The organism is Micromonospora sp. NPDC005367, assembly GCF_040606825.1.
GTDB lineage: Bacteria > Actinomycetota > Actinomycetes > Mycobacteriales > Micromonosporaceae > Micromonospora.
Map to the genome: position 1 here is coordinate 1 of NZ_JBEXFP010000079.1, position 16,486 is coordinate 16,486.

Annotated in this window: 10 protein-coding genes and 1 pseudogene; 8 read left to right on the top strand and 3 right to left on the bottom strand. The window is 72.6% G+C overall.

Going from position 1 to position 16,486, the window contains the following annotated elements:
• Positions 1 to 298 precede the first annotated feature (298 nt).
• The 6 genes from ligA (at position 299) to ABZS42_RS30985 (ending at position 11,300) form a co-directional block, all read left to right on the top strand.
• Positions 299 to 2,434: an NAD-dependent DNA ligase LigA gene (gene ligA / locus ABZS42_RS30960; protein ID WP_355151356.1), complete on the top strand. Its 2,136-nt coding sequence runs from the start codon at positions 299 to 301 to the stop codon at positions 2,432 to 2,434.
• Between the two features lie 201 nt (positions 2,435 to 2,635).
• The gene (locus ABZS42_RS30965; protein ID WP_355151358.1) at positions 2,636 to 5,239 is read left to right on the top strand and encodes an EAL domain-containing protein; all 2,604 of its coding nucleotides are present in this window, start codon (positions 2,636 to 2,638) and stop codon (positions 5,237 to 5,239) included.
• A 160-nt stretch (positions 5,240 to 5,399) separates the two neighbouring features.
• On the top strand, positions 5,400 to 5,705 hold the full coding sequence (gene gatC / locus ABZS42_RS30970; protein WP_076470427.1) for an Asp-tRNA(Asn)/Glu-tRNA(Gln) amidotransferase subunit GatC: 306 nt from the start codon (positions 5,400 to 5,402) through the stop codon (positions 5,703 to 5,705).
• 70 nt (positions 5,706 to 5,775) lie between these two features.
• On the top strand, positions 5,776 to 7,251 hold the full coding sequence (gene gatA, locus ABZS42_RS30975) for an Asp-tRNA(Asn)/Glu-tRNA(Gln) amidotransferase subunit GatA (RefSeq protein ID WP_355151360.1): 1,476 nt from the start codon (positions 5,776 to 5,778) through the stop codon (positions 7,249 to 7,251).
• A gap of 13 nt (positions 7,252 to 7,264) precedes the next feature.
• The gene (gene gatB, locus ABZS42_RS30980; RefSeq protein ID WP_355151362.1) at positions 7,265 to 8,758 is read left to right on the top strand and encodes an Asp-tRNA(Asn)/Glu-tRNA(Gln) amidotransferase subunit GatB; all 1,494 of its coding nucleotides are present in this window, start codon (positions 7,265 to 7,267) and stop codon (positions 8,756 to 8,758) included.
• Positions 8,759 to 8,939: 181 nt separating this feature from the next.
• The gene (locus ABZS42_RS30985) at positions 8,940 to 11,300 is read left to right on the top strand and encodes a pyruvate dehydrogenase (RefSeq protein ID WP_355151364.1); all 2,361 of its coding nucleotides are present in this window, start codon (positions 8,940 to 8,942) and stop codon (positions 11,298 to 11,300) included.
• Positions 11,301 to 11,673: 373 nt separating this feature from the next.
• Here the strand turns inward: ABZS42_RS30985 and ABZS42_RS30990 are convergent, their stop codons facing one another.
• Positions 11,674 to 13,242 (bottom strand): metallophosphoesterase, encoded by a 1,569-nt coding sequence (locus tag ABZS42_RS30990; protein ID WP_355151366.1) that lies wholly within the window; start codon positions 13,240 to 13,242, stop codon positions 11,674 to 11,676.
• A 22-nt stretch (positions 13,243 to 13,264) separates the two neighbouring features.
• Positions 13,265 to 14,440, bottom strand: coding sequence for a PQQ-dependent sugar dehydrogenase (locus ABZS42_RS30995; RefSeq protein ID WP_355151368.1), 1,176 nt, complete (start codon positions 14,438 to 14,440; stop codon positions 13,265 to 13,267).
• 163 nt (positions 14,441 to 14,603) lie between these two features.
• Here ABZS42_RS30995 and ABZS42_RS31000 point away from each other — a divergent pair, with 163 nt between their 5' ends.
• On the top strand, positions 14,604 to 15,530 hold the full coding sequence (locus ABZS42_RS31000; RefSeq protein WP_355151370.1) for a 2-hydroxyacid dehydrogenase: 927 nt from the start codon (positions 14,604 to 14,606) through the stop codon (positions 15,528 to 15,530).
• 31 nt (positions 15,531 to 15,561) lie between these two features.
• Here ABZS42_RS31000 and ABZS42_RS31005 read toward each other — a convergent pair whose 3' ends face one another.
• On the bottom strand, positions 15,562 to 15,939 hold the full coding sequence (locus tag ABZS42_RS31005) for a PH domain-containing protein (protein ID WP_355151372.1): 378 nt from the start codon (positions 15,937 to 15,939) through the stop codon (positions 15,562 to 15,564).
• Positions 15,940 to 16,153: 214 nt separating this feature from the next.
• Here ABZS42_RS31005 and ABZS42_RS31010 point away from each other — a divergent pair.
• A pseudogene (locus ABZS42_RS31010) lies at positions 16,154 to 16,486 on the top strand (hypothetical protein); the annotation flags it as partial.

Consider the following 16,486-nt stretch of genomic DNA (forward strand, 5'->3'; position numbering starts at 1 on the left):
AACCACCACCGTCTACGACCAGGCAACCGCCTGGTCACACCGAACCCAACCCGTCGCTGCTTGACATCCAAGCTCCTGGGATGTCTGACCCCACCGCCGCCCCCCGCCCCGCCCCTCCGTCTCGCACGGTGATCATGAAGTTGTAGTCGCCGTCAGCGGCGTGTCGCGACGATAACTTCATGATCAACGGAGTGGGGTGGGGTGGGCCGTGCGGGCGGGTGGGTGGTTGTCGTACCCGCCGGTTACCGTGCCCAGGTAGCGTGATCAGGGAGGTCAACCGGTGTCCGAAGGTGGCGGCGTGTCCGACGAGCAGATCGGCCAGCAGGTCAGCCCGGCGCAGGAGGCGGCGGCGGGCGGCGAGCCGACCCCGGAGGTGCGCGAGCGGCACGCCACGCTGAGCCGCGAGCTGACCGAGCATCAGTACCGCTACTACGTGCTCGACTCGCCGACCATCGCCGACGCCGAGTTCGACCGGCAGCTGCGCGAGCTGGAGGCGTTGGAGGCGGAGTTCCCGGCGCTGCGTACGCCGGATTCGCCCACCCAGCGGGTCGGCGGCACGTTCTCCACCGACTTCACCCCGGTGCAGCACGCGGAGCGGATGCTCTCCCTCGACAACGCCTTCGCCGACGAGGAGCTCGCGGCCTGGGCCGAGCGGGTCGAGCGCGACGCCGGCGGGCCGGTGCCCTACCTCTGCGAGCTGAAGGTCGACGGGCTCGCGATCAACCTCACCTACGAGCGCGGCCGGCTGGTCCGTGCGGCCACCCGCGGCGACGGCCGCACCGGTGAGGACGTGACCGCCAACGTGCGCAGCATCCGGGACGTGCCCGGTCAGCTCACCCCGTCCCCCGAGTTCCCCGACGTGCCGGAGCTCCTCGAGGTCCGGGGCGAGATCTATTTCCCGGTGGCGGCCTTCGCCGACCTCAACGCCGGCCTGGTCGAGCAGGGCAAGGCGCCGTTCGCGAACCCGCGCAACGCCGCCGCCGGCAGTCTTCGGCAGAAGGACCCGCGGGTCACCGCGTCCCGGCCGCTGCGCCTGGTGGTGCACGGCATCGGCGCCCGCCGGGGATTCCAGCCGGTGGCCCAGTCCGAGTCGTACGCGGCGTTGAAGGCGTGGGGCCTGCCGACCAGCGACCGCTGGCGGGTGGTGCCCGACCTGTCCGGCGTCGCCGAATACATCGCCTACTATGCCGAGCACCGGCACGACGTCGAGCACGAGATCGACGGTGTCGTCGTGAAGGTCGACCCGGTGGCGATCCAGGGCCGGCTCGGCTCCACCAGTCGTGCGCCCCGCTGGGCGATCGCCTTCAAGTACCCGCCCGAGGAGGTCACCACCAAGCTGCTCGACATCGACGTCGAGGTCGGGCGTACCGGCCGGGTCACCCCGCGCGCGGTTCTCCAGCCGGTCAAGGTGGCCGGCTCCACTGTCGCGTACGCCACCCTGCACAACGCCCGCGAGGTGGAACGCAAGGGCGTGCTGATCGGTGACACGGTGGTCATCCGCAAGGCCGGCGACGTGATCCCCGAGGTCCTCGGCCCGGTGGTCGACCTGCGACCCGCCGACGCCCAGCCGTTCGTGATGCCCACCCACTGCCCCGCCTGCGGCACCCCGCTCGCCCCCGCCAAGGAGGGCGACGTCGACATCCGCTGCCCGAACACCCGCAGCTGCCCCGCCCAGTTGCGGGAGCGGGTCTTCCATCTCGCCGGCCGCGGGGCGTTCGACATCGAGGTGCTCGGCTACAAGGGTGCGGCGGCCCTGCTCGACGCGGAGATCATCCGCGACGAGGGTGACCTCTTCCAACTCGACGCCGAGCAGCTCAAGCGGTCGCCGTTCTTCGTCAACAAGGACGGCAGCCTCGGCAGCAACGCCGTCAAGCTGCTCGACAACCTGGCCGTCGCCAAGGAGCGCGAGCTCTGGCGGGTGCTCGTCGCGCTCTCCATCCGGCACGTCGGCCCGACGGCCGCCCGGGCGCTGGCCCAGCACTTCCGCTCCGTCGAGGCGATCGACAGGGCCGGCGAGGAGGAGCTCTCCTCGGTCGACGGGGTGGGCCCGACCATCGCCGCCAGCATCCGCGAATGGTTCGCCGTGGACTGGCACCGCGAGGTGGTCCGCAAGTGGGCCGAGGCCGGCGTGCGGATGGCCGAGGAAGCGGTCGACGAGGGGCCGCGCCCGCTGGAGGGTGTCACCGTCGTGGTCACCGGCACGCTCGCCGGCTTCTCCCGCGACCAGGCCGCGGAGGCGGTGCAGAGCCAGGGCGGCAAGGTCAGCGGCTCGGTCTCGAAGAAGACGGGCTTCGTGGTGGTGGGCGAGAACCCCGGGTCGAAGGCGGACAAGGCGGCCAGCCTGAAGGTGCCGGTCCTCGACGAGGACGGCTTCCGGGTGCTGCTCGCCAAGGGGCCGGACGCCGCACGCGAGGTGGCCCGCGTCGAGGGCTGAAACGCGCCGTCGCAGCGCGTCGTGCCTGGTCGGCGGGGCTTTCCAGGAGCGCGGCGACGGGCCGGCCCGGCGGGGGCGCATACCAAGTTAATTACGACTACGACCGATTCGTGACTGTCATACCGGGAAAGCCGGCACCGAGGGCGTTTCATTGGTGCACGGCGTGTGAACGGGCACGCCGACCGTCGTCCGGGAGGTGTGATGGAGGTCGCGGACCCACGCAACGTCGTCCCGCCCGGACGCGTGGCGCCGTTCACCGCCTTCATCGGCGCCGTCCTGGCCCTGGCGTTGCTGCTCGCGGCCGGTCCACTGGCGACGCTGCCGGAGCAACTGCCTCAGCTGCCGGTGGCGTTCTGGACGATGGCGGCGCTCGCGGTGGTCTGCGACGCCCGCCCGTTCGTCCCGCCGGGCCGGCGGCACACCTCGGCGGTCTTCCCGTCCACCTGCTTCACCTTCGCCATCCTGCTCGGCTGGGGGCTGGGTCCGGCGGTGGTGGTGCAGGCGGTGGCCGTCGTCGTCTCCGGCTGGCGGCTGCGGCACGCCGCGTGGCGTACGGCGTTCAACGTCGGCCAGTACGCCTGCGCCCTCGCCGCCGCGTACGCGGTCACCCGCCTCGGACCCGGCACCGTCTTCTCCGGCGGGGTGCTGCACACCTCCGACGTCGTGGCGGTCGGTGGCGCGACCCTGGTCTGGTTCCTGGTCAACTACGTGCTGGTCAGCATGGCCGTACGGCTCCGTTTCGGTGGCCGGTGGTGGCCGAGCTTCCGCCAGGGCCTCGGTTTCGAACTGCTCTCCACCGGTTCGCTGCTGCTGCTCGCCCCGGTGCTGGTCGCCGCGGCCCGCACCAGCGCCGCACTGATCCCGCTGGTGCTGGTGCCACTCTTCGCCGTCTACCGGATGGCCCGGCTCACCGTCGAGCAGCATCAGCTCGCCTCCCTCGACCCGTTGACCGGGCTGCCGAACCGCAAGGCGCTGCTGGCCGAGGTCGCCGAGCAGGTCCACCTGCACGGGGAGCGGTCCGGCCGGGGCGAACCGGACGGGCACCTGGCGCTGCTGCTGATCGACCTGGACCGGTTCAAGAACGTCAACGACGCCCTCGGCCACGCGGTGGGGGACCGGCTGCTGGTCGAGGTCAGCCAGCGACTGACCACGCTGGTCGGTGGGCGGGACATGGTGGCCCGGCTGGGCGGTGACGAGTTCGCCATCGTGATGACCGGTCTCACCGACGCCGCCGAGGCACGTGAACTCGCCGACCTGGTGGTCCGGACGCTCGCCGAGCCGGTACCGCTGGACGGGCTGCCGCTGGACGTGGGCGGGTCGATCGGCATCGCGGTCTTCCCGGAGCACGGGGAGGACTTCGCCACCCTGATGCGCCACGCCGACGTGGCGATGTACGACGCGAAGCATCGCAACGACACCATCGCCGTCTACACCGCCGAGTCCGACCATAATTCGGCCGAGCGGCTCGGACTCCTGGCCGATCTGCGGCGGGTGCTGGAGGCCGGCCCGGTCGTGGACGAGCGGGCCGACGTCGACCAGCCGGCCGACGTACCACCCGCTGGCACGTCCGGGGCGGGGGAGGGCCGGCTCGCCACCGGCGGGACACGGGGCGGGGACGGCGCCGCCCTCGGCACCGCCGTTGATCGGGCCGAGGGCGTGCCGAGTGGAGGCCCGGGCGGCGACGGCGCGGCACTGAACGGCGGGGTGACGGGCCCCCGGGCGCGACGCTGGTGGTCGCGGCAGCGGGAGCGCCGCCCCGAGGTGGCGACCGAGGACGAGCTGATCAGCCGGATCGTGTCCGGCGCCGACCCGATCCGCCGCCGAACCGGCCGTCCCGGCACGCGAGTGGTCGACCGGGGCGCGGTCGTCGACCGCAGGGCGGTGAACGGTCGCGGGCCGACCGCCGAACCGGGCCACCACGGGCTCGGCGTGGCCGCCGACGAGGAGGCCGTGGCCGCTCTGGCCGCCGGAGCAGACGCCGGTGAGCATCGGGCCGAGGGTTCGGACGCCGACCCGGCCGTCGACGCCGGCGAGATCACGATGTACTACCAGCCGCAGATCGCCATCGCCACCGGCGAGGTGGTGGGGGTCGAGGCGCTGCTGCGCTGGCGGCACCCGCGGCGCGGCATGGTCGACCCGGAGGAGCTGATCCGCGTCGCCGAGCAGAGCACCGTGATGCGCCTGCTCACCCGCCGGGTGGTCGACGACGTGGTGGAGCAGCTGGCGAAGTGGTCGGCCGCGGGGGTCGGCCTGCGGGCCGCGCTCAACGTGAGCGTGCGTGACCTGCACACCGGCGAGATCGCCGATCAGATCACCGACCGGTTGGCCCGGTACGGCGTACCGCCCGAGCGGCTGCAACTGGAGATCACCGAGGGCGCCCTGATGGCCGACCCGCGACGGGTGCTGGCCACCATCTCCCGGCTGCACCGCATCGGGGTGGCCATCGCGCTCGACGACTTCGGCACCGGCTACTCGTCCCTGCAACACCTGCGCCGGTTGCCGTTGTCCGAGGTCAAGGTCGACCGCAGCTTCGTCCTCGGCATGGCCGACGACCCCGACGACGCGGCGATCGTACGGTCGATGATCGAGCTTGCGGGTGCCCTCGGTCTGCGGGTGGTCGCCGAGGGGGTCGAGGACGAGCGGACCTGGCGGATGCTGCACGCCGCCGGCTGCGACGCCGCCCAGGGCTGGTTCTACGCCCGGCCGATGCCCGCCCAGGAACTGGTCACCTGGCTGGCCAGGTACCGTCCGGTGCGCCCCGCCGGCGGTCCGGACCCCGACCTGCGCCACCGGCACGCCCGCTGAACCGGCCGCGGCCTGGGCGACGCGGCGGTGTGGAGGGGGAGTGGGGGGACGGCACCCCGACACGGAACAATAGACTCGCTCCGGTCACCGCGCGTCACTCCGTACAGCTCGCGCGGTCGGCTGACCGGCCGGACACCAGGACCGTTACGAAGGGGGCACGATGGCCGCCATCTCCCGCGAGGAGGTCGCGCACCTGGCGCGCCTGTCGCGGCTCGCCGTCACCGAGGAGGAGCTGGACACCTTCGCCGGCCAGCTCGACGTGATCCTCCAGGCGGTCGCCCAGGTCGGCAAGGTCGCCGCCGCGGACATCCCGCCGACCTCGCACTCGGTGCCGCTGACGAACGTCCTGCGTGAGGACGTCGAGACGCCGTGCCTGACCCCCGAGGAGGCGTTGTCGGGCGCACCGGACGTCGATCAGCAGCGGTTCCGGGTCCCGCGGATCCTCAACGAGGACCTGGCGTCATGAGCGAACGTAACGAGCGGATCGGCATCATCAGCGCGCGGCGGGGCGCCGGCGAGCGAAGCGAGGCGGCGGCATGAACGACCTGACCACGAAGACCGCGGCGGAGATCGCCGCGCTGGTGGCCGGCGGGGAGACCTCCGCCGTCGAGGTCACCCAGGCCCACCTCGACCGGATCGCGGCGGTCGACGACCAGGTGCACGCGTTCCTGCACGTCGACACCGAGGGTGCGCTCGCCGCGGCCCGCGTGGTCGACGAGCGCCGGGCGGCCGGTGAGCCGCTCGGCCCGCTGGCCGGAGTGCCGGTCGCCGTCAAGGACGTGCTCGCCACCAAGGGTGTGCCGACCACCGTCGGCTCCAAGATCCTGGAGGGCTGGCGCCCGCCGTACGACGCGACGATCGTCCAGCGGCTGCGCGCGGCCGGCACGGTGATGCTCGGCAAGACGAACATGGACGAGTTCGCCATGGGCTCCTCCACCGAGTACTCGGCGTACGGCCCGACCCGCAACCCGTGGGACCTGAGCCGGATCCCGGGCGGCTCGGGCGGCGGCAGCTCCGCGGCGCTGGCCGCGTACGAGGCGCCGCTGGCGATCGGCTCGGACACCGGTGGCTCGATCCGCCAGCCGGGCGCGGTCACCGGCACGGTCGGGGCGAAGCCGACCTACGGCGGCACCTCCCGCTACGGGCTCGTCGCCTTCTCCTCGTCGCTGGACACGCCCGGCCCCTGCGCGCGTACCGTGCTGGACGCCGCGCTGCTGCACGAGGTCATCGCCGGGCACGACCCGCGTGACTCGACGTCGATCCCGCAGCCGGTGCCGGATGTGGTGGCCGCGGCGAAGCTCGGCGCGACCGGCGACCTGACCGGTGTGAAGCTCGGCATCGTGACCGAGTTCGCCGGCGAGGGCGCCGAGCCGGGCGTGCTGGCGGTGTTCCGGGAGGCGGTCGACGCGCTGACCAAGCTGGGTGCCGAGATCGTCGAGGTCTCCTGCCCCAACTTCACCTACGCGCTGCCGGCGTACTACCTGATCGCGCCGAGCGAGTGCTCCTCCAACCTGGCCCGGTTCGACGGCGTCCGGTTCGGCCTGCGGGTCGGTGACGACGGCAGCCGGTCGCTGGAGGAGGTCATGTCCCTGACCCGGGAGGCCGGCTTCGGCCCGGAGGTCAAGCGCCGGATCATGCTCGGCACGTACGCGCTCTCGTCGGGCTACTACGACGCCTACTACGGGCAGGCGCAGAAGGTCCGTACGCTCATCACCCGGGACTTCACCGCGGCGTTCGAGCAGGTGGACGCGCTGATCTCGCCGACCACCCCGTTCGTGGCGTTCCCGATCGGCGAACGTACCTCCGATCCCTACCAGATGTACCTGGCCGACCTGTTCACCATCCCGACCAACCTGTACGGCGGACCCGGCATCTCGGTGCCGTGCGGGCTCTCCGACGGCCTGCCGGTCGGTCTACAGGTCATGGCCCCGACGTTGGCCGACGACCGCATGTACCGGGTCGCCGCCGCGCTGGAGAGCGCCGTCGGCACGTTCACCCCACCGGCACTGTGAGGCAGGAGCTCCGATGACCACGACACTGCCCTCGTACGACGACGTCGTCGCCCGCTACGAACCGGTGATCGGCCTGGAGACCCACGTCGAGCTCGGCACCCGGACTAAGATGTTCTGCGGCTGCCGGACCGACTTCGGCGGCGAGCCGAACACCCGGGTCTGCCCGGTCTGCCTGGGTCTGCCCGGCTCGCTGCCGGTGGTCAACAAGGCGGCCGTCGAGGCGACGATCCAAATCGGCCTCGCGCTGAACTGCTCGATCGCGGAGTGGTGCCGGTTCGCCCGGAAGAACTACTTCTACCCGGACATGCCGAAGAACTTCCAGATCAGCCAGTACGACGAGCCGCTGTGCGTCGACGGCTACCTGGACGTCGAGGTGAACGGCGAGACGGTGCGGATCGGCATCGAGCGGGTGCACATGGAGGAGGACACCGGGAAGACGCTGCACGTCGGCGGCGCGACCGGCCGGATCCACGGTGCGACGGAGTCGCTGGTGGACTACAACCGGGCCGGTATCCCCCTCGTGGAGATCGTCACCAAGCCGATCCCCGGCACCGGCGAGTTCGCCCCCGACGTCGCCCGGGCGTACGTCACCGAGCTGCGGGACGTGATCCGCTCCCTGGGCGTCTCCGACGTTCGGATGGAGGAGGGTTCGCTGCGCTGCGACGTGAACACGTCGTTGAACCTGCCCGGTCAGGAGTGGGGCACCCGCACCGAGACGAAGAACGTCAACTCGCTGCGCTCGGTGGAGCGGGCGGTCCGGTCCGAGATGCTGCGGCAGGCGTCGGTGCTCGACGCGGGCGGCCGGATCACCCAGGAGACCCGGCACTTCCACGAGGACACCGGGGACACCACCCCCGGCCGGTCGAAGGAGACCGCCACCGACTACCGGTACTTCCCGGAGCCGGATCTCGTGCCGATCGCACCGGACCCGGCGTGGGTGGCCGAGCTGAAGGCGGCCCTGCCGGAGCTGCCCCGGGTGCACCGCCGGCGGCTCCAGGAGCAGTGGGGTCTGTCCGACCTGGACATGCAGTCCGTGCTCAACGCCGGCGCGGTCGAGCTGATCGAGCGGACCGTGGCTGCCGGTGCCACGCCGGCCGCAGCCCGCAAGTGGTGGCTCGGTGAGTTGTCCCGGCGGGCCAACGAGACCGGCGTCGAATTGGTCGACGTCGGGGCCACCCCGGAGCAGGTGGCCGAGCTGCAGGGCCTGGTCGACGCCGGGAAGCTCAACGACAAGCTGGCCCGGACGGTGCTCGAGGGCGTGGTGGCCGGCGAGGGTTCGCCGACCGAGATCATGACCAGCCGAAACCTGGAGGTGGTCTCGGACACCGGCGCGCTCACCGCCGCCGTGGACGAGGCGATCGCCGCCAACCCGGACATCGCCGACAAGATCCGCAGTGGCAAGGTCGCGGCGGCCGGCGCGTTGGTCGGCGCGGTCATGAAGACCACCCGCGGCCAGGCCGACGCGAAGACCGTCCGGGAACTGATCCTGGCCCGCCTCGGCGCCTGACGTTCCGGAAGGGCCCCCTGTCGACGCCCGGTGCGCGACAAGGGGCCCTTCCTGACATTCCGGGGCGGCCCGCGCCGCCCCGCCGGCTGCTCAACAACAACGGCGCATCGCCGCCGCCACGCCGGAACGATCCCCACCCCTTTCGCATGGGCGTCATCGGCGACGCCCGGATGGAGCCACCGTGAACCAGCACGACCTGGACGTCCTCGATGAGATTCAGCGCCGGGTGCTCTGGCTCGCCACCCGGATCGTGGACGCCGCCAACCACGACCGCGACGCCGGCGACGGCGTGAAGGTCGGCGGGCACCAGGCGTCGAGCGCCTCGTTGGTCAGCGCGATGACGGCGCTCTGGTTCGCCCACCTGGACGCCGCAGACCGGGTGTCGGTGAAGCCGCACGCCTCGCCGGTCTACCACGCGATCCAGTACCTGCTGGGCAACCTCGACCGCTCCTACCTGCCCCGGCTGCGGGCGCGCGGCGGCCTCCAGTCCTACCCGTCGCGCACCAAGGACCCGGACGGGGTCGACTTCTCCACCGGCTCTGTCGGGCTCGGCGCGGCGGCGCCGCTCTTCGCCGCGGCCACCCGGCGCTACGTGGACGCGCACTTCGGTCCCCGGCCCCGGTCCCGGTTCATCGCGTTGATCGGCGACGCCGAACTCGACGAGGGGAACATCTGGGAGGCCGTCGCCGACCCGGCGACCACCGGTCTCGGCAACGTCATGTGGCTGGTCGACTTCAACCGCCAGTCGCTCGACCGGGTGGTGCCCGGTGTGCGGATCAACCAGTGGCGGGGCCAGTTCGAGGCGGCCGGTTGGCACGTGGTGGAGGTCAAGTACGGTCGCCGGCTCGCCGCCGCGTACGACCGGCCGGGCGGGGAGGCGTTGCGGACCTGGATCGACGCCATGCCCAACGAGCAGTACCAGTCGCTGTTCGGGCTCGCCGGGCCGGAGTTGCGTAAGCGGTTCCTCGACGGCGCGCCGGACGCGGTCGCCACGTTCATCGTCGACATTCCCGACGACGAGCTGGGTCCGCTCGTCACCGACCTCGGCGGGCACGACCTGGCGGCGCTGCTCGACGCGTACGCCCAGTGCGACGCCGTCACGGACCGGCCCAGTGTCGTGTTCGCGTACACGGTGAAGGGTTGGGGGCTGCCGATCGCCGGCAATCCGCGCAACCATTCGGCGCTGCTCAGCACCGAGCAGGTCGACGCCCTGCGCGCCACGTACGGCCTGACCCGGGAGACGGAGTGGGACCGGCTCGACCCGGCGTCCCCGGCGGGCATCCGGGCCGGCGAGCGTCGGGAGGCACTGTCCCGTCCGCCGCGGGAGCGGGCGCTGGGGGTCACCGTCCCCGAGGCCACGAAGGTACGCGCCAACAAGCCGATCTCCACGCAGGAGGTCTTCGGCCGGGTCCTCGTGGATCTGGCGCGCGACCCGGAGCTGGGCCGGTACCTGGTGACCACCGCACCGGACGTGGCCACGTCCACCAACCTCGCCGGGTTCATCAACAAGACGGGCGTGTTCGCGCCGAGCGCGCAGCGTGACTGGACCGAGGACCGGATGCTGCGCTGGACCGAGAGCCCCGCCGGCCAGCACATCGAGCTGGGCATCTCGGAGATGAACCTGTTCCTGCTGCTGGGCCAGCTCGGCCTGTCCTGGGACCTGTCCGGCCAGCCGCTGCTGCCGGTCGGCACGGTGTACGACCCGTTCGTGCTGCGCGGCCTGGACGCGTTCCTGTACGGGACGTACTCGGGTTCCCGATTCGTGGTCGCCGGCACCCCGTCCGGGATCACCCTCGCCCCCGAAGGTGGCGCGCACCAGTCGACCATCACCGCGTCCGTCGGGCTGGAGCTGCCCGGGGTGACGTTCATCGAGCCGGCGTACGCGGCCACCCTGGACTGGTTGCTCTGCGACGCCCTGGGTCAGATCGCGGGAGGCGGGGCGCCGTCGGCGACGGCGGCGCCGACCGAGGACGGGTCCTACTACTTCCGGCTGAGCACCCGACCGGTCGACCAGGCGCCGTTCGAGGCGACGCGGGCCCGGCTCGGGGACGCGGTGCTGCGCCGGCAGGTGGTCGCCGGGGCGTACCGGCTGGTCGACGCCCACCAGGCGTATCCGCACCTCGCGGACGCGCCGGTGGTGCAGCTCGCGGCCTCCGGGGCGGTGCTGCCCGAGGTGCTGGCGGCGGCCGCGGAGCTGGCGGACGAGGGCATCGCCGCGCACGTCGTCGACGTCACCTCCCTGGACCGGATCTACCGGGCCTGGCAGCGCACCTTGCGCCAGGGGGTGCGGACGGCGACCGCGCCGAGCGTGCCCGGCGCGCTCCGCTCGGCGTTCGACGACCGGGCGCCGGTGGTCACGGTGCACGACGCGGCCTCGCACGCGATGGCGTGGCTCGGGTCCGCCCTCGGGGTGCCCACGGTGCCGCTCGGGGTGGACGAGTTCGGCCAGTCGGGCAGCGTCGCCGAGCTGTACGAGCTGCACGACCTGCTTCCCGGCAGCATCGTCAACGCCGCGCTGGCCGCGCTCTCGCTCCGCCGCTGACCGACGGTCGGCGTTGGAGGGTCACCACGGGTGATGACTCGGCCCGAGCGGGGCGACACGACTGAGAGTCACCGCCCCGCCCGGGCCGCCACACCGGCCGTTTCCTTTGCTCTGCACCCTGATACGCACCACCTGCCGCCACCAGTGGAAACAGGTTGAAGCTCTGATCGGCTGGCGCGGCATGCTCGTTGCTCATCGTGACTGGCGCGTATTGGGGTGCAGAGCAAAGGGCGCGAGGCGCGGGATGGTGCGGTCGGATGATGGTGACTTTCCGTGTCGACGGGGCCGTGTTCGAGCGGCGCACGAGACGCGCGGCCACGCGGAGCGATGCGCGGAATGCGGGGCGATGCGCGGGGTGCGGGGCGACGGGGGGTCAGCGGGTCGGGGTCGGGGTGACAGGCGCCTGCTCGCCTGCCTGCGGATCCCGGATCACATGGCGTTCCAGGTTCACCTGGGCCTGCCCGGTGCCGCCCACGGTGATGTCGTCGTACGCCTGGAGCAGTTTGTCCTGGTCGAAGTAGAGCACGCTCATCGACAGCGGAGTGGGCTCCTCGCCCTCCAGACCGCGCAGCCCCGCGCCGCCGGTGGAGCCCTCCACCAGCAGCTGGGTCGGCATCTGCCCGGGCAGCTCGGGCAGCTTCGAGACCTGCCGCGCGTGGGTGTGCCCGGCCAGCACCAGCGGGCAGATGCCGGACAGCGGCCCGGCGGAGGCCGGATCGTGCACCAGCGCGATGTTCACCGGGCGGGGCGACCTGCGGATCGTCGCGGCGAGTTGCTCGCCGGTCCCGATGATCCGGTCGGCCACCTCCTGGGTCATCCCGCTGCCGGCCGGGGAGGTGTTCTTGTCCGGGGTGAAGCGTGGATCGCCGATGCCGGCGATGGTCAGCCCCGCGACCGTGGTGGTCGAGTTGTTCAGCACTATCGCGTTCGGCTGCCGGGCGACCGCCGCGGCGGTCCGCGCCGAGTCGTGGTTGCCCCGGATGTAGACGTAGGGCTTGCGCAGCACCCCGATCGAACCCACGAAGGACGCCTCCGGTTCGCTGCCCCAGTCGGTGATGTCGCCGGTGTCGATCACCACGTCGATGTCGAACTGCTCCACCACCGTCCGGATCAGCTGCCACCCCGTCGGGTTGAGATGCATGTCCGAGACGTGCAGCACCCGGGTCGTGTCCGGTGCGGGCTCGAACACCGGCAGCGCCGAGACCGTGGTGTAGAGCTGACTGACGTTGCCGACCAGCCGCTGGAGTTGCTCGGCGTACCTGGTGTAGTCGTTGGCTATCCGCCGCGCGTCACCGACGATGGCCGGCGCGTTGACCAGTAGCCCCTCGTACCGTGGCTCCTCGATCGCCTGCGGGCGCAGCGTCGCCGCCGCCGCACCCAGGCTCCCCAACGTGACCAGCAACGCGAGCCCGCCGGCCACCGCGGTGCGGCGAACGTTCCGGAACACCAGCGCGGCCAGCAGCAGGGTGGCCAGCACGGCGGAGGCGATGGTACGCAGACCGAGCCGCATCACGCCGGTCCGGACGTCATCCACCGCCGAGATGCTGGCCCGCTGGATGCTCGCCGGATCGTCGATCAACGCCTCGGTACGTCCCTGGTCGAGCGCGCCGAGGCGGACGGTCAGGTGGGCCGGGCCGTCGTGGCTGTCCAGCAGCAGGGCGCCCAGCGGCGGGATGTCGACAGTGGTCCCGCCGGCGGTGTCGGGAGAGAGGGTGAGGGTCGCCTGGAACGGACCGATGTCCGTGTCGACCCGGCCGCCGCCGAGTACGCCGAGCGTGACCCCGGCGAGAGTGACCAGCAGTATCGCCAGGGTCACCCCGGTCATGCGCAGCAGGCCGCGCCCACCCGCCGGGCCGATGCCGCGCCGCAGCGGCCAGCGACGCCAGCGGGCCGCCCGGGTTTCCCCACCGGCGGCCTGCTGCTCGTCCTGTTCCCCGTCCATGTCGGAAATCGTGGCTCTCCGGTCAGCTCCGTCCGGCCCCGCCGTCGGCGAACACCAGCCGCAGAAGCCGGTCGTCCTCCGCCGCAGGGTTGCCCCGCCCATCGTGGTTCGAGGTGGACACCCACACCGAGCCGTCGGGAGCGGAGGCCACGGCCCGGAGCCGGCCGTACCGGTCGGTCAGCAGCTCCTGCGGCTGCCCGAGCATCGCGCCCGTGTCGGTCAGCTCGACCACCCAGAGTCGCTTGCCGCGCAGGCAGGCGGTGACCAGGAGCCGGTCCGTCGCGGCCAGCCCCGAACAGGAGGCGTCCGAGGTCGACCACTGGGTGATCGGGTCCACGTAGCGCTTGTCGTCGCCGCGCCCTTCCACCACCGGCCAGCCGTAGTTCTTCCCCTTGACGATCTCGTTGATCTCGTCCCAGGTGTTCTGGCCGAACTCCACCGCGTACATCCGCTTGGCGGCGTCCCACGCGAAGCCCTGCACGTTGCGGTGCCCCAGCGACCAGACGGGCGAGTTGGGGAAGGGGTTGCCGGCCGCCGGTTTGCCGTCCCGGGTGATCCGCAGGATCTTGCCGCCGAGGCTCTTCACGTCCTGCGCGTTCGGGCGTTCCCCGGCGTCCCCGGTGCTCGCGTAGAGCTGGCCGTCCGGCCCGAACCCGAGCCCGCCGCCGTTGTGGACGGAGGCCTTCGGGATGCCGGTCAGAATCGGGGTCGGCTCACCGCCGAGTTGGAGCCGGGCGATCCGGTTGTCCCGCTCCGTCGTGTAGTAGACGAACAGCGTCCGGTCCCGTTGGTAGCCCGGCGAGATCGCGAGGCCGAGCAGCCCGCCCTCGCCGGCCGCGGCCACGTCGGGGATGGTCTGCGCGACCGTCACCCGCAGCCCGTCCGGTTCGGACTCGGGGCCGACCTTGAGGATCCGGCCGCTGTCCCGCTCGGTGACCAGGGCGCCGCCGTCGGGCAGGAAGCCGATCGCCCACGGCACCCGCAGGCCCTTGGCCAGCACCGTGGCCACCGCCTGCCGGCTCGCCCCACCCGGGCTGGCGGAGGTCGACGGAGTGGGGAAGTTCGGTGGCTCGCCCGCCGGGTCGGGTTCCGGCTCGCCGAAACTGCATCCGGTGGCCGCCAGCAGCAGAGCCGCGCAACACGCCGCGACTGCCGCACGGGCGCGGCGGACGCGGGGGTACAGGGGACGGGCGCTCACCCGGCCCAGGGTATCCCGCCGGGCCGCCGCCGGCGGGTCGTGCGGGCGCTTCGTCCGCAAGCGGTCGCCACGAAAGAGGTGGCGCCGGTGCGGAACCCGGCTACCGGCCGATATTCGGCACCGGCGGCGGACGCGGCCAACGACGAGGCTATCGTCGGCGAGCGTGAAGGTATGGATTCCGCACGAGGCCGGGCTTGCGCTGCTCGGCGAGCTGCCTCCGCAAGTCACCGTCGAGGTCGCCGAGCGTCCGGAGAAGCTTCCGTCGGAGCCGGCCGACGTCCGGTTCTGGGTACCGCCCTTCCTCGCCGGTGGGGACGCCACCGCGTTCCTGAACGAGCTGCCCGACCTCACGGTGGTGCAGCTGCTCTCCGCCGGAGCGGACGCCTGGGTGGGCCGGACGCCGGAGGGCGTGACCCTCTGCGACGCCCGCGGGGTGCACGACCCGTCGACGGCCGAGTGGGTGGTCACCGCGATCCTCACCCAGCTGCGAGCGTTCCCCGCCTTCGTGCGGGCGCAGGCCCGACGGGAGTGGGCGTACGGCGGTGTGACCCCCACCGACGAGCTGACCGGCAAGCGGGTGCTGATCGTCGGCGCCGGTTCGATCGGCACGGCGGTACGCGACCGGCTCGCCCCGTTCGGGGTCGACTTCACGCTGGTGGCCCGTACCGCCCGTCCCGAACAGGTCGTACGCGCCGTCGAGGAGCTGCCGGAGCTGCTGCCCGAGGCCGACGTGGTGGTGGTCCTGGTGCCGCTCACCGAGCGGACCCGCGGGCTGATCGACGCGAAGTTCCTGGCCTCGATGCGCGACGGTGCGCTGCTGGTCAACGCCGCGCGGGGACCGGTGGCGCGTACCGACGAGCTGACGGCCGAACTCGCCACCGGGCGGATCGCCGCCGCGCTGGACGTCACCGACCCGGAACCGCTGCCGGCCGACCACCCGCTGTGGGAGATGCCCAACGTGCTGATCACCCCGCACGTCGCCGGCTCGGTACGCGGTCTGCTGCCTCGGGCGTACCGGCTCGTCGGGGACCAGGTGCGGCGATTCGCGAGCGGTCAGCCGCTGATCAACGTGGTGGTCGACGGGTACTGAGCCGGTAGTTCCCCGCCCGCGCGTCGGCGGATCAGCCGGCCGAGTCGGGCAGGGCCTGGCCGGTGGCGGAGACCAGGCGGGGCAGGTCGGTGCCGCGTACGGCGGGAAGGACGACCTGCTGACCGTCGCCGAGTCGGGCCACCGCTCGCCCGCGCGGGTCGGTGGCCAGCTCGACCACCTCGTCCCAGGCGATCCGGCGCTGCCCGGCCAGCGCGCGTACGCGCAGCTCCCGGGCGTCCGCGTCGGTGCCCGCCCGCCACGCCCAGACGCCGACGGCGAGCGGGACGAGCAGTACCGGCAGCAGGTACGCCCGGGCGTTGGCCAGCGGCAGGGCGCCGATGACGGCGATGATCGCCGCGGCCAGGAGCGCCTGGTTGTACCGGAAGCGGACGGTGGCGGGCTTGGTCACCCTCCGATGATCCCACCTTCGGCGGGACGCTCGTCCGCCGGGCCGCGCACGGCCGCCCGGTGGGCGGCAACGTGACGCGGGTCACCGCCTCTGGAGGTGGGAGACGCGTAACCGCTGCCCGGGGCGGATCGTTCCCGAACAATGGGCAGTGAACTCGAAGACTGCTGCCCGCACCGCCGCACCGCCCCCGTGCCCCCTCACGAAGGCGACCGCCGTGCTCCTCGCCACCCCGCTCCGTACCCCTGCCCTCCGCCGAGCGGCGCCCGCGACCGCCGTGCTCGCGGCGGTCACGTCGCTCGTCCTGGCGGGTGCCGCGCACCTGCTTCCGGCCGCGGTGGTGGTCGCGCTCGCGGGCGGGGCCGGCGCCCTGATCGCCGGGGTACGCCTCACCCGGTTCGCCATCCGGCCCTCGGCCCCGCGCGACCCGCACGTGCCGGCCACGGATGCCGCCGCGTCGGCTTCGAGCACCACTACGTCTTTCCCGACGGCGAGGAATTGCACAGCTCGGCCACGCTGCGCTTCCGCACCGAACGGGACCTGCGCGACT